Source organism: Sulfitobacter sp. 1A12779 (assembly GCF_043557315.1).
Classification (GTDB): Bacteria; Pseudomonadota; Alphaproteobacteria; order Rhodobacterales; family Rhodobacteraceae; genus Sulfitobacter; species Sulfitobacter faviae.
Window position 1 is genome coordinate 1 of record NZ_JBIFFU010000007.1, and the last position, 17,494, is coordinate 17,494.

The window sequence follows — 17,494 nt, forward strand, 5'->3', positions numbered from 1 at the left end:
ATCTCTATTCCCAGGACGAATGCTGGAACTACTTCAAGGCTGCCGGATATGTTTCAGGTTAAAGGTCGGGCGCTTTAAGAACAACGCAGCCCCTCGGGGCTGCGTTTTACGTTTGGGGTCAGGCTATCTCGGGCATGAAGACTTGGCCCGACATCACCACGCGCCCCTGCCCCGCCACGCGGACACCGGTGATCGCATCGCGCGAGCCAAGCACCTCGACTTCCGCCCGTCCGGGGCGGCCCATGAGGTGCCCCTGCTCGGCCACGAAATTCGGGCTGTCAATCAATCCGCGCGCCCAGAGATAGGCCGCCATGGCACCCGTCGCCGAACCGGTGAAAGGGTCTTCGGCGGGGCTGGGTGGCGCCAGCAGCAGCCGCGCATAGGTATCGCCCTCAGCGGTCGCGCCTTCGAGGGTGACCCAGAAGGGCTCCATCATATCGCTGCCCTGCCCCAGATGGGCGTTATAGGCCCCGAGCGCCTCGGGGTTGAGCTTCAGCCCTTCCAAGGCGGCGCGACTGCGCAGAACGGTGATACAAAACGGCAGCCCGGTAGAAACTACCTGCGGCGGGGCGATGATATCCTCGGGTGCCACGCCGCCCACCTTGGCGACGAGATCGGCAGGCACTTCTTCCCCGAAAACCGGCGCGATCTGGGTCATGGCGACTTGGGAGCCGCGTACCTCGACCTCAACGATCCCCGCGCCAGTCTCCAACCGCAGTGGCCCTTCGCCGATCAACCTGCGATGGCGCAGCGCTGCGACGGTGGCGATGGTGGGGTGGCCCGCAAAGGGTATCTCACGACTGGCGAGATAGTATTTCACCTTGAAATCCGCGACCTCCGACGGGGCGGTAAAGGTGCATTCCACGAGGGATGTTTCGCGCACATAGGCCATGCATAGCTCATCCGGCAGCCCTGCCCCGCCATGCACCACGGCGCAGCCATTGCCGCCGAAGACTTGGTCGGTAAAGGCGTCTACCCAGTCGAAATCGAAATCCATAAGACCGCTCCCAATAAAAAAGGCCGCAGCGGACTGCAGCCTTGCATCGGGCTTAGCGTATCGTCGTGCCGCGCGGCGTCAATGCACCATCACTGGCCGGTAGTCATGCTCTCGCGCCAGCGAGAAAGCGAGTTTCTGATCGCCGACCAGCGCAAGCTGCTGCCCTTCGGCATCGTGAACGGCATAGAGAAGCTCAAGCCCCTCGGCCTGATCGCGCACCTCGCGCGGCAGATCGGCGACAGCGATAGTTTTGACATAGACCATACGGTCGTTTCCGTGGGTGATTGCGTCTTGCATGATGTTACCCCTTCTTGATCTTGATGGTTTGAACCACCGTTTCAGGCTTGGCGCGGGTCAGGTCGACATGCAGCAGACCATTCTCCATAACCGCCTCGCCCACATCGACCCCATCGGCCAGTACGAACGAGCGCTGGAATTGACGCGCGGCGATTCCTCGGTGCAAAAACACCCGATCTTCGCCATCGTCGGACTGACGCCCACGGATCACGAGCTGTCTATCCTCAACGGTTATCGACAGATCCTGTTCCGAAAAACCCGCCACCGCCAGCGTGATGCGATAGCTGTAATCCGAGGTTTGTTCGATGTTGAACGGCGGATAACCTTCGTTTCCGGCCTTGGCGCTGCGTTCAAGTACCCGTTCCAATTGTTCAAACCCAAGCATATGCGGGTAAGAGGCAAGCGTTAATTTCGTCATGCGACACGTCCTTATCAGGTCAAGCGACAGTGTTTCACAGGCCCCGCAACCGGCAGCCCGTTGCATTGAATATGGGGGGGCTTGGGCAAGGGCGCAAGGGCTATGCCAAATGATCTCAACCGCTTATATTCAAGGTTCAGATGCCCAACGGAATCACCTGCCCATGAATGCCCCTACCGATCTGTCGATGAAAACGGACGAAGTGCTGCGTGTCGAGCTTGAGGTCTTTCGACGGGAACATCGCGATCTGGATGACGCCATCCATGCGCTGGTCGAACGCGGCACCGGGGATCAACTGACCCTGCAACGGCTCAAGAAACGCAAACTGCGTCTCAAGGATTTGATCGCCCAGATCGAAGACCGGCTGACGCCCGATATCATCGCCTGACCCATTATCCCCATGGCCCGCGGCAATCGGCGTTGCCAGATGGGCCGTGATGGGTATAGTGCGCGCTCTGATCCACCAAGAGAAGGCCCGCAGCAATGACCACGCCCCCGGTTGGCATCATCATGGGGTCCCAGTCCGACTGGGCCACCATGCGCGAAGCAGCAACCCTGCTGGACGAGCTTAACATCCCCTTCGAGGCGCGCATCGTTTCGGCGCATCGCACCCCGGACCGGCTCTGGGACTATGGCAAGACGGCGGTGGACCGAGGTTTGCAAGTCATCATCGCGGGCGCAGGCGGGGCGGCGCATTTGCCGGGCATGATGGCCTCTAAAACCCGCGTGCCGGTGATCGGTGTGCCGGTGCAGACCAAGGCGCTGTCGGGTGTGGATTCGCTTTATTCCATCCTGCAAATGCCGCGCGGCTTCCCGGTCGCGACCATGGCCATCGGTGCCGCAGGCGCGGCCAATGCCGCCCTGATGGCGGCGGGCATCCTTGCGCTGCAAGACCCGGAATTGGCCAAACGGCTGGACGATTGGCGCGACGCGCTCAGCGCTTCGATCCCCGAGGTGCCGCATGACTGAACCCCTGCAAACCGGCGCCACCATCGGCATTCTGGGCGGCGGCCAATTGGGCCGCATGCTTTCTGTCGCCGCAGCACGGCTTGGCTTTCGCACCCATATCTTCGAGCCGGGTGTCAACCCGCCCGCCGCCGATGTGGCTCATGCGGTGACCACCGCCCCCTATGACGATCACAAGGCGCTGGAGGCTTTCGCCCGCGCCTGTGACATCGTCACCTTCGAGTTTGAGAACATCCCCACCGAAGCGCTCGACGTGGTCGAGGCGATCACCCCGCTGCGCCCGGGCCGCGAGGCGCTGCGCATTTCCCAAGACCGGCTGACCGAGAAGACCTTCCTTGGCGATCTTGGCCTGCGCGTGGCCCCTTTCGCCGAAGTGACCGACGCCGCCAGCCTGAAGGCCGCCGTGGCCCAGATCGGCACGCCTGCGATCCTCAAAACTCGCCGTTTCGGCTATGACGGCAAGGGGCAAGCGCGGCTGAAAGACGATGCCGACCTCGACGCCGCTTGGGCCGAGATGAACGGCGCGCCTTCCGTGCTCGAAGGTTTCGTGAACTTCAGCGCCGAAATCTCTGTCATCGCCGCGCGCAGTGCCACGGGCGAGGTCGCCTGTTTCGATCCCGGTGAAAACGTCCACCGCGATGGCATCCTGCACACCACCACCGTGCCCGCCAAGATCAGCAATGCACAGCGCACCGACGCGGTGCTGCTTGCCGGTCGCGTGCTGAACGCGCTGGATTACGTCGGCGTCATGGGGGTCGAGCTTTTCGTCACGCCGCAGGGGCTGATCGTGAATGAGATCGCTCCGCGGGTGCATAACTCTGGCCATTGGACCCAGAACGGCTGCACCATCGACCAATTCGAGCAGCATATCCGCGCCGTGGCCGGATGGCCCTTGGGCGATGGGCAGCGCTATGCAGATGTGGTGATGACCAACCTCATCGGCGATGACATGGACCGCGTGCCCGAACTGGCCCGCGCCCGCGACACCGCGCTGCATCTTTACGGCAAGGCCGAGGTCAAACCAGGCCGCAAGATGGGTCATGTAAACCAGATCACCCGCGGCTGAGGTCAGCCAAAGAACCGTTCCGCCACCACGCCGGACATGAAGCTCACCCGCCCCGCCGCGAAAGTGGCGGCGACGCGGCCCGTGGCCTTGTCCAAAACGACGATATCGGCGCGTTTGCCCGGCGCGAGCGTGCCGCGATCCGTAAGCCCCAGCACCTGCGCCGGCCCGGATGAGACCAACGCCCAAGCGCCCGCAAGGTCCAGCAACCCGCTCTGCGCCAGCATCAAGGCGGCGCGGCGCGGCGAGGGGTAATGGTAATCCGACGCCAACGCGTGACAGAGCCCCATGCTGATCAGGTCCAGCGCCGAAAGGTTGCCGTTATGCGACCCGCCGCGCACCACATTGGGCGCGCCCATGATGACCGCATCTCCCGCCACATGCGCGGCCTCGGCGGCCTCCTGCGTCTCGGGGAATTCCGCCAGTGTCACGCCCCGCGCCCGCCAAAGGGCGCGGCCCTCGGCGGTCTGGTCATCATGGCTGCCCATCTTGACGCCACGCTGCGCCAGTTCCGCGCAAAGCCCGTCCAGCGCCGCGGGCACCTCATCGCGCCGCGCGTGCATCTCCTGCATCTGTGCCAAATGGCTCTCCGGGCTGCGCCCGGCCTTCAACGCCTGCCCGACCAGCCGTTTCGGGGTCTTGCCCGCCGCCAAACGGTCATGCGGCAGGTGGTCGTTGAACACCACATAGCCCACGCCCCAATCCGCCATGCGCTGCGGCAGACTGTCGTAAAGGTCGAGCATATGGGTCTCAAACCGAAGCTGCGGGCGGATGTCGGTGACCAATTCCGGCGCGGTATCGCGGATGCCGCTAAAGACCTGATCGGCGAACGCCAGGCCCCGCAGACCGCCTTCCCAACTGACGAATTGCGCCAAAACCACGGTGGTCATGCCATTCGCCGCGAGCTCTGCCTCCGCTGCGACCAACCCTTCGGATAGTTGTTTCATCGCCCCGCGACGCGGTGCCAGATGCCGCTCGAACGCGTCGCCATGCAGATCGACGATCCCCGGGAAGACTTGAAAGCCAGTCAGATCAATGGGCCGCCCGACCGGGGCATCGGCAATCACCCCGTCGGCAAAAGACAACGGCGCACGGCTCAGCCCCTCGGGGTGAAGCACCTCCGCATTAACGAGATCAAGGTTTGGCATCGTCCCCTCCCACCCCCGGCAGGCAGCCCGCTTCCGGGCAGCCGATCGCATTCAGGACCCCGTCGATGAAAGTCATCGACCGATCAAAACTGCCGGTTTTCAGAAAGGCCATGGTCTGGGCGATGACGCGCGGGTTGTTCATCATGAAGGTATGAGTCACCGGCAAGACGATATGATCTTTCATCCCCGCCACACGGGTCGAGGCGACCGAGACCTTTCCGTCATCCGGCCCCGGCAAAAGGCTAGAAAAATAGGGGTTTAGCGACTGTGAGCCGGCAATCACGCCCAACTCGAAAGGGACCGGCGGCAATTGGTTCGGCAAGGCCGCATCATCGGTGCCGATCTCGGCCCCGGCGGGCCCGTTCAACCATTCGAAAGCAGGGTTCTCGACCAGTTCGTCCACCACTTCGCTGCCGTGATTGGGCGGCCCCAGCATCACCACGCGCCCGACCCGGTCGGCCCCGGCCTCGGCCACCCATTTGCGCACCAAAATACCGCCCATGGAATGGGTCACGAAATCGATCCGCGCGGTGCCGCAGGCCTCAATCGCGCGCGGCAGGGTCTGTTTCGCCAATTCCGCGATATTGGCCTCAGTGGAAGGGTAGCCCGGGCGCACCACGCGGTAGCCTTCGGCGGCCAAGGCGGCTTCCATCACGGCAAAAGACATCTCGGTCCGGGCCAGCCCATGCAGCAAAACAACACAGCGCCCCGCCGCGTTTTCGGCCGCGGCAGGCAGGGGGATCGCCAAGCAGATCGCGGCAATCAGCAGGGTGAAAAATCTCATCATGCCCTCCAGATAGACTGATTGCCCCGACTGTGAAATGGTCTTGGCGCGTTACCTGACGAAAGTATGCCGATGCCCCGACCCTGCCCCCGATTGGCCGCCCGCGCCGTGCTGTTACACGAAGGCCGGCTGCTGCTGGTCAACGCCTATGCCGATGATCGGCTGGGCCTGATGTGCGCCCCCGGCGGCGGGGTGGAGGGCGGCGCCTCCCTCCCCGACAACCTGCGCCGCGAGGTTTTTGAGGAAACGGGCCTCGCGATCTCCGTCGGCGCGCCCTGTTTGGTTAATGAGTTCCACGACCCCGGCGGCGATTTCCATCAGGTGGACATCTATTTCAGATGCCACATCCTCGGGTCCGCCCAAATCGCCCCCGAATGGCAAGACCGGGAAGCCATCGTCACGCGGCATCAATGGGTCACTCAAGCGGAACTGGCACAAGTCCCCCACAAGCCCGATAGCCTCGGCACGGTCGCCTTTGGCCCCGAGGAGGTGGCAATCACCTACGATCCGTTGGAGCCGATTTTGCGCTGATCGCCCACGCGATCCCGCCCAAAACCAAGGCCGTTGCGAGGACAAGCGTCAAGCTCAGCGGCTCACCCAGCAGCAGCGCCCCGGCGAGAATCGCGATGATCGGCACGCTCAGCTGCGCCACCGCCGCCGTGCCCCCGTCGATCCGCGTCAGCACCGCATACCACAGGGCATAGCCGAGGCCCGAGGTCACCCCACCACAAAGCGCGCCCAACAAAAGCCCCGTCAGGCTGAAATGCGCCCCCGCAAAAGCGGGCAGGATGAGCATGAACGGCAAGCACAGCAAAAAGTTCGCCGAAGTCGCTGCCAGCGGATCGCCAGATCTGCGACCAATGATCGTATAGGCGGCCCAGCCGATCCCCGCCAGAACCATCAGCCCGGCGCCGATTGGATCAGTGGAACCCTGCCCATCCGGCCAGAGGACCAAAACCAATCCCGCAAAAGCCGCCGCAGCCCCTGTAATCTGCCGCGCGGTGGGCGCCGCGCCGGTCAAAGCGGCGTAGGTGAACATGGTAATCTGCACCACGCCAAAAAGGATGAGCGCCCCGAGCCCCGCATCCAACGTCAGATACGCCAGACTGAACCCGATCATATAGACAGCGAGGCTCACGGCTCCGCCGATCCTGTTGCGCCGCAAAAGCGGCAGCCGTCCACACCGTAGCGCAACCAAGATGGCCAAAACCAATGCCCCCGCACCGACCCGCACAAGGGCAAAGCCCGCCGGATCGATATGCCCGCCGTCCACCGCCATTCGGGTCAAAATTGAGTTCGCCGCAAAAGCGCACATGGTGAGGGCGGAAAGAAGGAAAAGCTGCATGACCTCTCGCTTAGCGTCCCTCTCCAGCCGCGCCAAGCGCGGAATGCCTTTTGCACAAGGTTCTAACTGGGACGTGATGATCTCCTCCTTCGCGTTGAATGCTGTGGTGAGATAAGGCGGTACGCGCGCTGCAATTCGATAGTGGTGCCAGAGGGGTTCCATGGCTCCCTGGGGTTTCACCTATGCTATGTCATAGCCACGCCCTCCAAACGCACGGATACAGTCGTACCACGCTCAGCACCGGTGGATACCAAACAGGCATGCCCCCCATAGGCCGCAGCGATTTTGCGAACTAAGGCCAGCCCCAAGCCCGACCCTTCAACCTCATCGCGGGACCGCAAAGTGGTCATCGGCTGGAAGACACGCTCATGATAACGCGGCGGTATTCCCGGCCCATCATCGGAAACGGTCAGCATCATGGCCTCCCCTTCGCTTTTTATCACTACCTCAACCCGCCCGGAAAACCGATCATGATGCTTGATCGCGTTTCCAATCAACGCCACGAAAAGCCGGTGCAGGTCCTGATGGTCAAAGCAGAAAGAGTCGCACCCGAAGTAATGATCAACCCGGAAACCACTGGGCGGCCCGACTTCCTCTACCGCGGCATGAAAGGCCTGCTTAAGCTCGACCTCAGACGCATCGCTCCCTCTTCCGGCGCGTGAGTATTGAAGCAGGTCGACTAACATCCGATCCAACCGCCGCGTGTGCCGCTTCATCAAGGCGATAGAACTGTTGACAGAAGGGCTTACCTCCAGTCCCGCCTCCTCAATATCCTCGGCGATCCATTCAGGCAGTTCCAACAACGCGCGAATGGAACCGCGCAGATCGTGACTTACCAGATGTATAAATTCCTCCGCATCCGGCCCGGGAGGCTGCGGCTCTTCGCGCGAAGGTAGCTCATGGTCGGCAGGTAGCTTTAACAGCCGCTGTGGCATATCGCGACCTCCCTGCGATCAGCGCATGAGCAGAACGCCCTGCTATCCCGAATTAAAACCAAAGGTTCCATCAAACGAGATCCCGTAGCAAACGACGCGCATTGGGGGGATATTTCGCACGCAGGCGCGCCCACCTTTGTATTTGCCTTTCGCGTCCAACCCGGCTGGTGATCAACTGCCATTGCTGTGCCACCCGGGTCAGGGCCATTTTCGGCGAAACCTCACCCTGAAGGGCCTTATCCAATCCCCTCCCCAATGTTTGGAAATACTCAGATTGCCCTTTCAAATAGAAATCGGGAATCGCCCCGTTAAGCGACGCGCGATGCACCTTCAGAAAGGGCTTTGAATAGGCCGCCTCCACCCCCGGATCACTGTAGTGCTCACGGCGGAAGGGATCGAAAAAACCATCCGGTTGCCGAACGGCAAGTGTCGACATTGCTGGCGTGACCGCGAAGAGGGCAAATAAATAGGCGAGTTCTTTCTGGGTCGATGCCGCGCTGATCACAAAGCTCCACCCCCAGTTGAAATACGGGATTTCAAGCAGTTCCTCCCCCACTTGCCCTCCGGGGGTTGGCCCGTAAACCGTCCGTCCGCGCATCAATGATCGAGGAGAGTTAAGGTATTTCTGCGTTCCGCCCCAGCCGATGTTGCAATAGACATCACCCTTCGCGTATCGCGCCCAATTTCCAAACAGCCCCAGGCTTGAGGTTTCGGGGGCAAGGCAGTCCGTGATCGCAATCAACTCTTCCAGCGCCGCGACACCCGGATCATCTGCGATTTGGGGCGTCATATCCGTGGTCAGAGGCCAATAGCCCTTGGCGTGAAACCGCACCCACCATTCCCATGCCAGATACCCCGGCGTGCGGAACAACAATCCGCCATATCGACCAGCCTCCGGTGCATGAAAGAACCGGATCTGCCGGTCCAGTTCCTGCCAAGTTTCTGGCTGAACAAGTGGATAGCCGAAACGATCGGCGTAGCGCGCTTGGTCATCCGGATCGCGAAGCATCTCGCGATGGTAGAACATCAAATAGGCGTCGCCATCCGTTTGAAATCCATAAGTTTTGCCGTCGAACCTATCCCCTTCTTGGTAAAGCATAGGGTCGCGAAACCCCGGCGGTTCATAGCGTTCGGCGAAGCCATCCAAAGCGTGGACCGCCCCCGCGGCCACCAGATCTGCGACACCAAAAGTCGCAGGCAAAGCCACGTCATATCGCGCCTCCCCGAGTACACTATTAAGCGTCAGTTCCGCGTTGATCTGATCTACATGCACTTCTTGTAGGTCGACCGCGACCCCGGTCCGTTCTGTAAAGGCTTTTGCAACCGGCGCGAGATTGGCCCGCGACCCTTCAGGCAATAGCACCGAAAGCGTCTTGGCGTTTCCCCCCAATTCGCGGGCCTGCGCGGCCACCTTTATATCGATCGCCTCACCGAATGCCGGAGCGGCGATCAGCGTGCTGAGACCGGCGCCCAATCCGATTGAAACCGTTCGCCTTGTCAACCTGCGGCCGCCTGACACGATTCGATCCTCCAATACGCGGGGCATGACCCCTTCCCGCTGTCATGGCGCTGGTTTTAGGGCGACGGCGATTAACATTGCGTTAATCGGTCACGGCTATTCACAAGGTATGAAAACGATGCACTCCCCTTGGCGCCTCCTGCAGCTTTTCGGCAGCCGTATCAGCACCCGTCTCAGGGCCGCTTTTCTGCTCGTTGCGGGCATCATCGGCCTAGCGGGGTGGGTTGCTACGGGGCAAATGCGCGCTGTGTTGGCCAGTCATGCTCATCTAAGCCAATCGGCGCTACCGATGTTGGCCATTTCCCAGCAGATTGAGCGGTCTTTGAATGGTGTATTCCTTTCGATTGAGCAGTTAAATCAGCAAGATCACACCGCTTCGCGATCTGTCCTTGGGCAGGAAATCGGGACAAAGATCAGCGAAATCTCCAAACTTTTGGCTGATCTGTCGACGTCCGAGATCGCGCCCCCCTTGGCCGCCCGACTGGAACAGCGTCTCCAGATGGCACGGCGCGCGACGGATGCGACAGTAGTCAGCCTTCAGGAGATGCGGGGCGCGGAGGCGCAAATCGTCTCAACCCTCGATCTTGTCGAGCAAATCCAAGAGCAAAGTCATCTCATTATCGACGATCTAGCCTATCGGCTTTCTAGGCAGACCGAAGCTGTTCTGGCCGAACCCTCTGGGATTTCGAGTTCCGGCCAGCAAAAAAATTCTACGTCCCGCTTTCCCGAATTGCTGTTAAGTGCGGTCAATTTGAATGACATTCGGCTCAGTCTCGACACGCTGATCAATATCGTCATGTCGCAAGGGCTACAGAACCAACCCCTTCAACCCGCGCGCGCGAAACTGCTTGTCGAAGAACATTTTCAGGATGCCATAACCCGCTTACCGCGCATTCACGAGACAGCAAGCAGGCGGTCACTTGCCCGCCAGATTAACGCGTTGCGCGACCTGCTGCTTCGTCCCGAAACCGGGCTTTTTGCCCATACAACGGCCCGCCTGCGGTTCCATAATAGCTTCGAAAGGCTGCAAGCCGAACATCTCCCCATGATCGTGGAGATTTCCGATATCTCCTCCGATCTGACCCAGAATACCCTAGAGCGGGTGGATGCTGCGACGCAGGCCCTGCGTGATACCATCAACCAGGTCATTTGGACCGTGGGTCTCACCATGGCCTGCGCCTTTCTCGTGATTGCAATGACCAACGGCTTGGTTATCGAACGGCAGTTTAACCGCCGCATCATACGCTTGACCGATTCCGTGACCGCGATTGCTCGGGGGGATCTCGACCATCCGATTACCGTGAGAGGGCGGGACGAACTTGGAGAGATGGCGCGCGCATTGACCGTCTTCCGCACCACGGCGGAGGAGCTTCGGCGCTCGAATATCGAGTTGGAGAAATTCGCCTATGTCACTGCGCACGACCTGCGGTCGCCCCTCCGGGCGGTGCATGAATTGAGCCTTTGGGTGCTGGAGGATGAAGACAACGCGCTGAGCGCGGAAAGCCGAAGCTATTTGCTGATGTCTCAACAACGGATCGACCGGCTAAACCGTCTTTTGGCCGACCTGTTGGACTACGCCCGCGCAGGGCAGGACCAGCCTGCGCCGGAGCCTGTCCATCTTGGCCGCTTGGTGACGGAGCTCGCTCGCTACATCGATACCGAAGGCCGTTTCAAAATCACCTTTACCGGGGCGGAGCAGGTCGTCGACGCGCAGCTCACACCCTTGCAGCAAATCTTGGGCAATCTTATCTCGAATGCGATCAAACACCATGACCGGGATCATGGGACGATCCATATCAGTGCGCAGCGTCGGCAGGACCACCTTGTCTTGACCGTCCGCGATGACGGGCCGGGTATAGAGCTTCGACATCAGCAAAAGATATTTGAACTCTTTCAAACCCTTAAACCCCGCGATGAGGTTGAGGGGAGCGGCTTGGGCCTCGCCATCGTAAGCAAGCTTGCGGCCCACCAAAAAGGCAAGGTCACGCTATTTTCCGACCCTGACAAAGGGCGCGGCGCGACCTTTGTGGTTGAGCTTCCACTGGCACCACAAGCACATCAATCCCTGCCCGTGGCGGCCGCAGCGTGACGAAAGTCGGAAAGGAGTATCGGATGGAAACGACGCCCGCGAAATTTCTTATCGTCGATGACGACAAAGTCAGCGTGATGGCCATGCAACGGGCAATGCGCAAGTTGAAGATCGTCAATGAGACGGCGGTTTGCCATGACGGCCAGCAGGCGCTTGAGTTTCTGGCGGAGGAAGTGAAGCGGCACGGACGATTGCCGCCTTACATCATCACGCTCGACCTCAATATGCCGCGCATGGGCGGGCTTGAGTTCTTGAAGGTCGTTCGGGCCGATCCCGCCTTGGAGCGTATGGTGGTCTTCGTCTTCACGACCTCCGATATGCCCACGGATGTGCAATCGGCCTATAGCAAGAATGTCGCGGGCTATATCGTGAAGGAGAACCCGTCAGAGACCTTTGCAAATGCGCTCGACATGCTTAACACCTACGCGCGGATCGTGGAGCTGCCCAGTTAGGCCGATGAGAACCGGTTAACCGCCAGTCAAAGCCCCCCGAAACGAAAAGAGGCGCGCCGTTGCTGGCGCGCCTCCGGAACCTTAGCCGAAAGGGCTGGCTTACATCATGCCGCCCATGCCGCCCATGTCGGGCATGCCGCCTGCGGGGGCTGCGCCCTCTTTAGCGGGCTTGTCGGCAACCATCGCTTCGGTGGTGATCAACAGACCTGCGATCGAAGCTGCATCTTGCAGTGCGGTGCGCACCACTTTCGCGGGGTCGATGACGCCGAAGGAGAACATGTCGCCATATTCTTCGGTCTGTGCGTTGAAGCCGAACTTCAGGTCGTCGCTTTCGCGGATTTTGCCGGCCACAACCGAACCGTCCACACCAGCGTTCTCAGCGATCTGACGCAGCGGTGCTTCCAGCGCCTTGCGGACGATGGAGATACCGACGTTCTGGTCGTTGTTGTCGCCTGTGAGGCCTTCCAGCTTCTTGGCGCCTTGAACCAGAGCCACACCACCGCCAACGACGATGCCTTCTTGAACAGCGGCACGTGTCGCGTTCAGCGCGTCATCGACGCGGTCCTTGCGCTCTTTCACTTCGACTTCGGTCATGCCGCCAACGCGGATCACGGCAACACCGCCTGCCAGTTTGGCAACGCGCTCTTGCAGCTTCTCACGGTCGTAGTCGGAGGTGGTCTCTTCGATCTGGTTGCGGATCTGAGCCACGCGGGCTTCGATCTCGGCCTTCTCGCCAGCGCCGTCAACAACGGTGGTCTCGTCTTTGGTGATCGACACTTTCTTGGCCGAACCCAGCATGTCCATGGTCACGGACTCGAGCTTCATGCCGAGGTCTTCGGAGATCACTTGACCACCGGTAAGGATCGCGAGGTCTTGCAGCATCGCTTTGCGACGGTCACCGAAGCCCGGCGCCTTCACAGCAGCAATTTTCAGACCACCACGCAGCTTGTTCACGACGAGGGTCGCCAGGGCTTCGCCCTCGACGTCTTCGGCGATGATCAGAAGCGGCTTCTGGGACTGGATGACCTGCTCGAGCAGCGGCACCATCGGCTGAAGGCTCGACAGTTTCTTCTCGTGCAGCAGGATGATCGCGTCTTCCAGCTCGACAGTCATCTTGTCGGAGTTGGTGACGAAATAGGGGCTCAGGTAGCCACGGTCGAACTGCATGCCTTCGACGACATCGGTCTCGGTTTCCAGACCTTTGTTCTCTTCGACGGTGATCACGCCTTCGTTGCCGACTTTCTGCATCGCGTCCGCGATCTGGCGGCCGATTTCACGCTCACCGTTGGCGGAGATGGTGCCAACCTGCGCGACTTCGTCGCTGTCGGACACGTCGCGTGCGGCGGCTTTGATCGCGTCGACGACCTTGGCAGTCGCCAGATCGATGCCGCGCTTGAGGTCCATCGGGTTCATGCCAGCGGCAACCGATTTCATGCCTTCGCGCACGATGGCTTGGGCCAGAACGGTCGCGGTGGTGGTGCCGTCACCGGCTTCGTCGTTGGTCCGGGAAGCGACTTCCTTGACCATCTGCGCGCCCATGTTCTCGAACTTGTCTTCCAGTTCGATTTCCTTCGCCACGGATACACCGTCTTTGGTGATGCGCGGTGCGCCGAAGGATTTGTCCAGAACCACGTTCCGGCCTTTGGGGCCGAGTGTGACTTTCACCGCATCGGCAAGGATGTTCACACCCTTGAGCATCCGGTTGCGGGCATCGGTGTCAAATTTGACGTCCTTAGCAGCCATGTTGTCTTCTCCTAAAATCTTGGATTGATGTCAGCGTCTTCAAAGGGTCGGCAAGCCGGGTGGCTTACGCGATGATCCCCATGATGTCGCTTTCTTTCATCATCAGCATTTCTTCGCCGTCGACGGTGACCTCTGTGCCGGACCACTTGCCGAACAGGATTTTGTCGCCGGGTGCGACGGCCATTTCGATCAGCTCGCCGTTGTCTTTGCGGGCGCCGGTGCCAACAGCCACGACTTCACCTTCGGAAGGCTTTTCCTTGGCGGAATCGGGGATGATCAGCCCGCCGGCGGTTTTCTCTTCGCTTTCTGTGCGCTTGACCAGCACACGGTCATGAAGCGGTTTCAATGCCATCTTTGCAGCTCCTTAAGGCTCAAAGTTACTCTTCCAAGCCACCCCCTCCGGGCGAGGGGTGCAGCCGTTAGCACTCGACCCATGTGAGTGATAACGATGCATAGCTAAGGAGCGGCCCGCGGCCTGTCAACAACGGCGTTGAAAAATTTTGACCGCATTGGAACCATTATTCGGCCCCAAAACACGCCCCGCAGTCGCAACGGCCTCGGCCCCCTTTGGGGTCAGCCCGTATATGCCTTTGTCGACCTTTTCAAACCAACCATAGTGATCGTCCCGCATCATGCGGGTCGCCGCCGAGACACCGGTCGCGCGGGCCACATCCGCGCCTTTGCTGGCGCCCGCTTCGAACAGATAAACCGCGAGCTTCAGCGCATCCTGTCGGTAAGCCGTCACCAGTCCCGCGCGGGTTTGGCCGCCGTCGTTCGGATCGCCCTGCCGCCGGGCAAACTCCCGCAAGAGCAGCGCCGCCCGTTTGGCATTCTTGCGCGGCGCATAGGGGCCAGGATCGCAATGCACCTCGACCAGCCCGTCCGACAGCCGCACGGTGATCAGCCCCAGCCCCAGCCGCCGGGCCAGCGTGACGTTGTCCTTCACCGCCTTGGCAAAGCGCTTTCCCGGTTGGCGCGCCACGGCAAGGTAAACATCATCCGCCACTTTCAGCCGCGCCAGACATTGATGAAACAGCGCCAGCGAAAAGCCGAGCTTCAACTCCACCACCACCGGCGGCTCTGCCCCGCGCACGGCCACCACATCCGCCGCGCCGACCTCGGCCTTCACCACATAGCCCTGATCCTCAAGGAAGGCTTTGATCGGCGGGTAAAGATCGGTTTCGCGCGGATTACTCATGGCGCGCAACTTGCCCCATCGCGCGGCGCTATGCAAAGGGCGGCAGCGCCTGAAGGTGCCGCGCAATGCCGCATTGCAGCGCGCGCAGGTGACAAGCCTATTCAACCTGCTATAAGGCGCGCAAATCCACCCGAACAGACAGGACCGCCCCATGACAACGCTTGTTTTTGGCCATAAATCCCCCGACACCGACAGCACCGGCAGCCCGATCGTTTGGGCATGGTATCTCAATGAGATCAAAGGCATCCCCGCCAAACCCGTCCTGCTGGGCGAGCCGAATACCGAAGCGCTGTTCATGCTCGACAAATGGGACCTCGAAAAGCCCGAAATCCTGACCGAGCTTGAGGCCGACACCAAGGTTGTCATCGTCGACACCAACAACCCCGCCGAACTGCCCGACAACATCAATGACGCCGATATCACCGGCATCATCGACCACCACCGTCTGGTGGCGGGGCTTGAGACACGCGGCCCGATCGAGATCAACATCCAGCCGCTCGCCTGCACCGCGACGATCATGTACAAGATGATCGGCAAGGATTGGGCGCAGGCCCCGCGCGGGGTAAAGGCCGCGGCCCTGTCCTGCATTCTGTCGGACACGCTTGAGTTCCGCAGCCCGACCACCACCCAAGAAGACCGCGCCATCGCCCATGACATCGCGCAGGATCTCGGCGTCGATATCACGGATTACGCGGCCGAAATGTTCGCCGCGAAATCCGATGTCTCTGCCTTCAGCGAAGCGGAACTGCTGCGCATGGACAGCAAGGGCTTTGACCTTGACGGCACCAACCTGCGCGTGAGTGTGTTGGAAACCACCTCCCCCGCGCCGCTGCTCGAGCGTAAGGACACGCTGATGGCCGAGATGCCCAAAGTGGCCGAAGCCGACGGTGCCGCGCAGGTGCTTTTGTTCATCGTCGACATTCTGAAAGAAGAGGCGACGCTCTTGGTGCCCAACGATATGGTCAAACACATCGCCGAGCAGAGCTTTGGCGCTGAGGTCTCCGGCGACACGGTCGTGCTGCCCGGTGTGATGAGCCGTAAAAAGCAGATCATCCCGAACCTCAAGATGTAAGCCAATCGGGCGGGCCTAGTGCCCGCCCTCACTTTTTGAAAGGCCGCCCCATGACCCGCATTATCTCTGCTCTGCCCGACGTATCCGATCAATATGACGCGCTTTTCGTCGATCTTTGGGGCTGCGTGCATGACGGGCGCAAAGCGCTACCCGCGGCGGTGGCGGCCTTGCAGGCCTATCGCAAGACCGGCGGCAAGGTCGTCTTGGTCACCAACTCCCCCCGCCCCCGCGAAGGCGTGGAGAAACAGTTGCAGCAATTCGGCGTGCCGCAAGACGCATGGGACAGCATCGCCACCTCCGGCGATTCCGCGCGGTCGGCGATGTTCCGAGGGGCCGTGGGCGAAAAGGTCTGGTTCATCGGCCATCCCGGAGAGCGCAAGTTTTTCGAGCCGCTGAACATCCTGAAAGACCCGGTCGATATCGAGACCGTCCCGCTGGCGCAGGCCGAGGGGATCGTCTGCACCGGCCCCGTCGATGCCATGGCTGACCCGGAAGTCATGCGCCCCGAGTTTGAGCAGGCCATCGCCCGCGGGCTGAAGCTGCTCTGCGCCAACCCCGATATCGTGGTCGACCGGGGCGAGGTGCGCGAATGGTGCGCGGGGGCGCTGGCTGCGCTCTATACGGAAATGGGGGGCGAAAGCCTCTATTTCGGCAAGCCCCACGCCCCGATCTATGACCTCGCCCGCCGCCGTCTTGCCGCGCTTGAGGTCGACATCCCCGACAACCGCATCCTCGCCATCGGCGACGGCATTCTGACGGATGTCAAAGGCGCGATGGACGAAGGGATCGATTCGCTCTTCATCACCGGCGGACTGGCCGCCGCGGAAACCGCCACGACCGAGCAGCCAGACGAAGCCAAACTCCGCGCCTATCTCGACCGCGAAGCATCGGCCCCGACCTATGCCATCGGGTTCCTGCGCTAACCCAGAAAGAGCTTGATTTTCTGCAACTGCGAAGTAATAAAGTTGCAACTCGGCGCAGCCTAGCGTCACTTTGTTACCAAGGAGCCGTCATGTTGGACAATATGCCACGCGGGACGATCTGCATCGAAGATATCGAAATCGGCATGTCGCGCCATCTGCGCAAAGTCGTGACCGATATGGATATCGAACTTTTCGCGCAGGTCTCGACCGACCGCAACCCGGTGCATCTGGATGACGACTATGCCCGCGAGACGATATTCGAGGGGCGCATTGCCCATGGGATGCTGACCGCGGGGCTGATCTCGGCGGTGATCGGGGAACAGCTGCCCGGCCATGGCACGATCTACCTTGGGCAATCGCTCAAATTCCTCGGCCCCGTGCGCCCCGGCGATATGGTACTGGCCGAAGTCACCGTGACCGACATGGACATCGCCAAGCGTCGCGTCAAAATGGACTGCCGCTGTACGGTCGACGGCAAACCCGTGTTGGCCGGAGAGGCCACGGTGCTGGCGCCCTCGGCCAAGCTCGACTGAGCGGGCAGTTTT

Annotated in this window: 20 protein-coding genes; 9 read left to right on the top strand and 11 right to left on the bottom strand. The window is 61.0% G+C overall.

Translation table 11 applies throughout. The features are described 5' to 3' along the window. Nucleotides 1-118 precede the first annotated feature (118 nt). From ACGYLQ_RS09710 to ACGYLQ_RS09720, 3 genes are all read right to left on the bottom strand, one after another. Nucleotides 119-997: a PhzF family phenazine biosynthesis protein gene (locus ACGYLQ_RS09710; protein WP_394442579.1), complete on the bottom strand. Its 879-nt coding sequence runs from the start codon at nucleotides 995-997 to the stop codon at nucleotides 119-121. A gap of 78 nt (nucleotides 998-1,075) precedes the next feature. Then, entirely contained in the window at nucleotides 1,076-1,294 is a 219-nt protein-coding gene (locus ACGYLQ_RS09715; RefSeq protein WP_007119022.1) for a DUF1150 family protein, read from the bottom strand. 4 nt (nucleotides 1,295-1,298) lie between these two features. Then, complete coding sequence (locus ACGYLQ_RS09720) at nucleotides 1,299-1,712, bottom strand: Hsp20 family protein (protein ID WP_067267324.1); 414 nt, start codon at nucleotides 1,710-1,712, stop codon at nucleotides 1,299-1,301. A 163-nt stretch (nucleotides 1,713-1,875) separates the two neighbouring features. Here ACGYLQ_RS09720 and ACGYLQ_RS09725 point away from each other — a divergent pair, with 163 nt between their 5' ends. The 3 genes from ACGYLQ_RS09725 to ACGYLQ_RS09735 all read left to right on the top strand — a co-directional run bounded on the left by ACGYLQ_RS09725 (nucleotide 1,876) and on the right by ACGYLQ_RS09735 (nucleotide 3,744). Then, nucleotides 1,876-2,100, top strand: a complete 225-nt coding sequence (locus tag ACGYLQ_RS09725; RefSeq protein WP_067267347.1) for a YdcH family protein — start codon at nucleotides 1,876-1,878, stop codon at nucleotides 2,098-2,100. 95 nt (nucleotides 2,101-2,195) lie between these two features. Next, nucleotides 2,196-2,681: a 5-(carboxyamino)imidazole ribonucleotide mutase gene (purE, locus tag ACGYLQ_RS09730; RefSeq protein ID WP_209218256.1), complete on the top strand. Its 486-nt coding sequence runs from the start codon at nucleotides 2,196-2,198 to the stop codon at nucleotides 2,679-2,681. Continuing rightward, the gene (locus ACGYLQ_RS09735; RefSeq protein ID WP_394442582.1) at nucleotides 2,674-3,744 is read left to right on the top strand and encodes a 5-(carboxyamino)imidazole ribonucleotide synthase; all 1,071 of its coding nucleotides are present in this window, start codon (nucleotides 2,674-2,676) and stop codon (nucleotides 3,742-3,744) included. Before purE ends, ACGYLQ_RS09735 begins: the two co-directional genes overlap by 8 nt. Nucleotides 3,745-3,746: 2 nt before the next feature. Here the strand turns inward: ACGYLQ_RS09735 and ACGYLQ_RS09740 are convergent, their stop codons facing one another. Together ACGYLQ_RS09740 and ACGYLQ_RS09745 are read right to left on the bottom strand one after the other, a co-directional pair. After that, nucleotides 3,747-4,889: an alpha-D-ribose 1-methylphosphonate 5-triphosphate diphosphatase gene (locus ACGYLQ_RS09740; RefSeq protein ID WP_394442585.1), complete on the bottom strand. Its 1,143-nt coding sequence runs from the start codon at nucleotides 4,887-4,889 to the stop codon at nucleotides 3,747-3,749. Beyond that, nucleotides 4,876-5,673 (bottom strand): esterase/lipase family protein, encoded by a 798-nt coding sequence (locus tag ACGYLQ_RS09745; RefSeq protein WP_394411450.1) that lies wholly within the window; start codon nucleotides 5,671-5,673, stop codon nucleotides 4,876-4,878. Before ACGYLQ_RS09745 ends, ACGYLQ_RS09740 begins: the two co-directional genes overlap by 14 nt. 66 nt (nucleotides 5,674-5,739) lie before the next feature. On the opposite strand from ACGYLQ_RS09745, the gene ACGYLQ_RS09750 reads away from it, so the two are divergent. Continuing rightward, nucleotides 5,740-6,204 (top strand): NUDIX domain-containing protein, encoded by a 465-nt coding sequence (locus ACGYLQ_RS09750; protein ID WP_394442588.1) that lies wholly within the window; start codon nucleotides 5,740-5,742, stop codon nucleotides 6,202-6,204. Here the strand turns inward: ACGYLQ_RS09750 and ACGYLQ_RS09755 are convergent. The 3 genes from ACGYLQ_RS09755 to ACGYLQ_RS09765 form a co-directional block, all read right to left on the bottom strand. Continuing rightward, complete coding sequence (locus ACGYLQ_RS09755) at nucleotides 6,170-7,018, bottom strand: DMT family transporter (RefSeq protein ID WP_394442591.1); 849 nt, start codon at nucleotides 7,016-7,018, stop codon at nucleotides 6,170-6,172. The genes ACGYLQ_RS09750 and ACGYLQ_RS09755 overlap by 35 nt on opposite strands. 185 nt (nucleotides 7,019-7,203) lie before the next feature. Beyond that, nucleotides 7,204-7,953 (bottom strand): ATP-binding protein, encoded by a 750-nt coding sequence (locus ACGYLQ_RS09760; protein WP_394442594.1) that lies wholly within the window; start codon nucleotides 7,951-7,953, stop codon nucleotides 7,204-7,206. 70 nt (nucleotides 7,954-8,023) lie between these two features. After that, a complete protein-coding gene (locus ACGYLQ_RS09765; RefSeq protein ID WP_394442597.1) occupies nucleotides 8,024-9,499 on the bottom strand; it encodes an extracellular solute-binding protein in 1,476 nt (491 codons plus the stop codon). Between ACGYLQ_RS09765 and ACGYLQ_RS09770 the strand changes: the two genes are divergently transcribed. Beyond that, entirely contained in the window at nucleotides 9,498-11,561 is a 2,064-nt protein-coding gene (locus ACGYLQ_RS09770) for an ATP-binding protein (protein WP_394442600.1), read from the top strand. The two genes, ACGYLQ_RS09765 and ACGYLQ_RS09770, sit on opposite strands and share 2 nt — an antisense overlap. Before the next feature lie 23 nt (nucleotides 11,562-11,584). After that, nucleotides 11,585-12,013, top strand: coding sequence for a response regulator (locus ACGYLQ_RS09775; RefSeq protein ID WP_394442603.1), 429 nt, complete (start codon nucleotides 11,585-11,587; stop codon nucleotides 12,011-12,013). A gap of 99 nt (nucleotides 12,014-12,112) precedes the next feature. On the opposite strand, the gene groL is transcribed toward ACGYLQ_RS09775, so the two are convergent. The 3 genes from groL to ACGYLQ_RS09790 all read right to left on the bottom strand — a co-directional run bounded on the left by groL (nucleotide 12,113) and on the right by ACGYLQ_RS09790 (nucleotide 14,954). Continuing rightward, nucleotides 12,113-13,756 carry a chaperonin GroEL gene (gene groL, locus ACGYLQ_RS09780; protein WP_067267336.1) on the bottom strand — a complete coding sequence of 548 codons (1,644 nt, stop codon included), beginning with the start codon at nucleotides 13,754-13,756 and terminating at the stop codon, nucleotides 12,113-12,115. A 64-nt stretch (nucleotides 13,757-13,820) separates the two neighbouring features. After that, nucleotides 13,821-14,108 (bottom strand): co-chaperone GroES, encoded by a 288-nt coding sequence (groES, locus tag ACGYLQ_RS09785; protein ID WP_067267338.1) that lies wholly within the window; start codon nucleotides 14,106-14,108, stop codon nucleotides 13,821-13,823. A gap of 126 nt (nucleotides 14,109-14,234) precedes the next feature. Then, entirely contained in the window at nucleotides 14,235-14,954 is a 720-nt protein-coding gene (locus ACGYLQ_RS09790; protein ID WP_394442606.1) for a DUF2161 domain-containing phosphodiesterase, read from the bottom strand. A gap of 151 nt (nucleotides 14,955-15,105) precedes the next feature. On the opposite strand from ACGYLQ_RS09790, the gene ACGYLQ_RS09795 reads away from it, so the two are divergent. From ACGYLQ_RS09795 to ACGYLQ_RS09805, 3 genes are all read left to right on the top strand, one after another. Then, the gene (locus ACGYLQ_RS09795) at nucleotides 15,106-16,026 is read left to right on the top strand and encodes a manganese-dependent inorganic pyrophosphatase (protein ID WP_394442608.1); all 921 of its coding nucleotides are present in this window, start codon (nucleotides 15,106-15,108) and stop codon (nucleotides 16,024-16,026) included. A 50-nt stretch (nucleotides 16,027-16,076) separates the two neighbouring features. Continuing rightward, complete coding sequence (locus tag ACGYLQ_RS09800; RefSeq protein ID WP_394442611.1) at nucleotides 16,077-16,949, top strand: TIGR01459 family HAD-type hydrolase; 873 nt, start codon at nucleotides 16,077-16,079, stop codon at nucleotides 16,947-16,949. A gap of 89 nt (nucleotides 16,950-17,038) precedes the next feature. After that, nucleotides 17,039-17,482, top strand: coding sequence for a MaoC family dehydratase (locus ACGYLQ_RS09805; RefSeq protein ID WP_067267345.1), 444 nt, complete (start codon nucleotides 17,039-17,041; stop codon nucleotides 17,480-17,482). Nucleotides 17,483-17,494: the final 12 nt, after the last annotated feature.

Bases quoted from the DNA above. Each gene is read 5' to 3' on its own strand.
- ACGYLQ_RS09710 (WP_394442579.1), bottom strand. From the start codon at position 997: ATGGATTTCGATTTCGACTGGGTAGACGCCTTTACCGACCAAGTCTTC.
- ACGYLQ_RS09715 (WP_007119022.1), bottom strand. From the start codon at position 1,294: ATGCAAGACGCAATCACCCACGGAAACGACCGTATGGTCTATGTCAAA.
- ACGYLQ_RS09720 (WP_067267324.1), bottom strand. From the start codon at position 1,712: ATGACGAAATTAACGCTTGCCTCTTACCCGCATATGCTTGGGTTTGAA.
- ACGYLQ_RS09725 (WP_067267347.1), top strand. From the start codon at position 1,876: ATGAATGCCCCTACCGATCTGTCGATGAAAACGGACGAAGTGCTGCGT.
- purE (WP_209218256.1), top strand. From the start codon at position 2,196: ATGACCACGCCCCCGGTTGGCATCATCATGGGGTCCCAGTCCGACTGG.
- ACGYLQ_RS09735 (WP_394442582.1), top strand. From the start codon at position 2,674: ATGACTGAACCCCTGCAAACCGGCGCCACCATCGGCATTCTGGGCGGC.
- ACGYLQ_RS09740 (WP_394442585.1), bottom strand. From the start codon at position 4,889: ATGCCAAACCTTGATCTCGTTAATGCGGAGGTGCTTCACCCCGAGGGG.
- ACGYLQ_RS09745 (WP_394411450.1), bottom strand. From the start codon at position 5,673: ATGAGATTTTTCACCCTGCTGATTGCCGCGATCTGCTTGGCGATCCCC.
- ACGYLQ_RS09750 (WP_394442588.1), top strand. From the start codon at position 5,740: ATGCCGATGCCCCGACCCTGCCCCCGATTGGCCGCCCGCGCCGTGCTG.
- ACGYLQ_RS09755 (WP_394442591.1), bottom strand. From the start codon at position 7,018: ATGCAGCTTTTCCTTCTTTCCGCCCTCACCATGTGCGCTTTTGCGGCG.
- ACGYLQ_RS09760 (WP_394442594.1), bottom strand. From the start codon at position 7,953: ATGCCACAGCGGCTGTTAAAGCTACCTGCCGACCATGAGCTACCTTCG.
- ACGYLQ_RS09770 (WP_394442600.1), top strand. From the start codon at position 9,498: ATGACCCCTTCCCGCTGTCATGGCGCTGGTTTTAGGGCGACGGCGATT.
- ACGYLQ_RS09765 (WP_394442597.1), bottom strand. From the start codon at position 9,499: ATGCCCCGCGTATTGGAGGATCGAATCGTGTCAGGCGGCCGCAGGTTG.
- ACGYLQ_RS09775 (WP_394442603.1), top strand. From the start codon at position 11,585: ATGGAAACGACGCCCGCGAAATTTCTTATCGTCGATGACGACAAAGTC.
- groL (WP_067267336.1), bottom strand. From the start codon at position 13,756: ATGGCTGCTAAGGACGTCAAATTTGACACCGATGCCCGCAACCGGATG.
- groES (WP_067267338.1), bottom strand. From the start codon at position 14,108: ATGGCATTGAAACCGCTTCATGACCGTGTGCTGGTCAAGCGCACAGAA.
- ACGYLQ_RS09790 (WP_394442606.1), bottom strand. From the start codon at position 14,954: ATGAGTAATCCGCGCGAAACCGATCTTTACCCGCCGATCAAAGCCTTC.
- ACGYLQ_RS09795 (WP_394442608.1), top strand. From the start codon at position 15,106: ATGACAACGCTTGTTTTTGGCCATAAATCCCCCGACACCGACAGCACC.
- ACGYLQ_RS09800 (WP_394442611.1), top strand. From the start codon at position 16,077: ATGACCCGCATTATCTCTGCTCTGCCCGACGTATCCGATCAATATGAC.
- ACGYLQ_RS09805 (WP_067267345.1), top strand. From the start codon at position 17,039: ATGTTGGACAATATGCCACGCGGGACGATCTGCATCGAAGATATCGAA.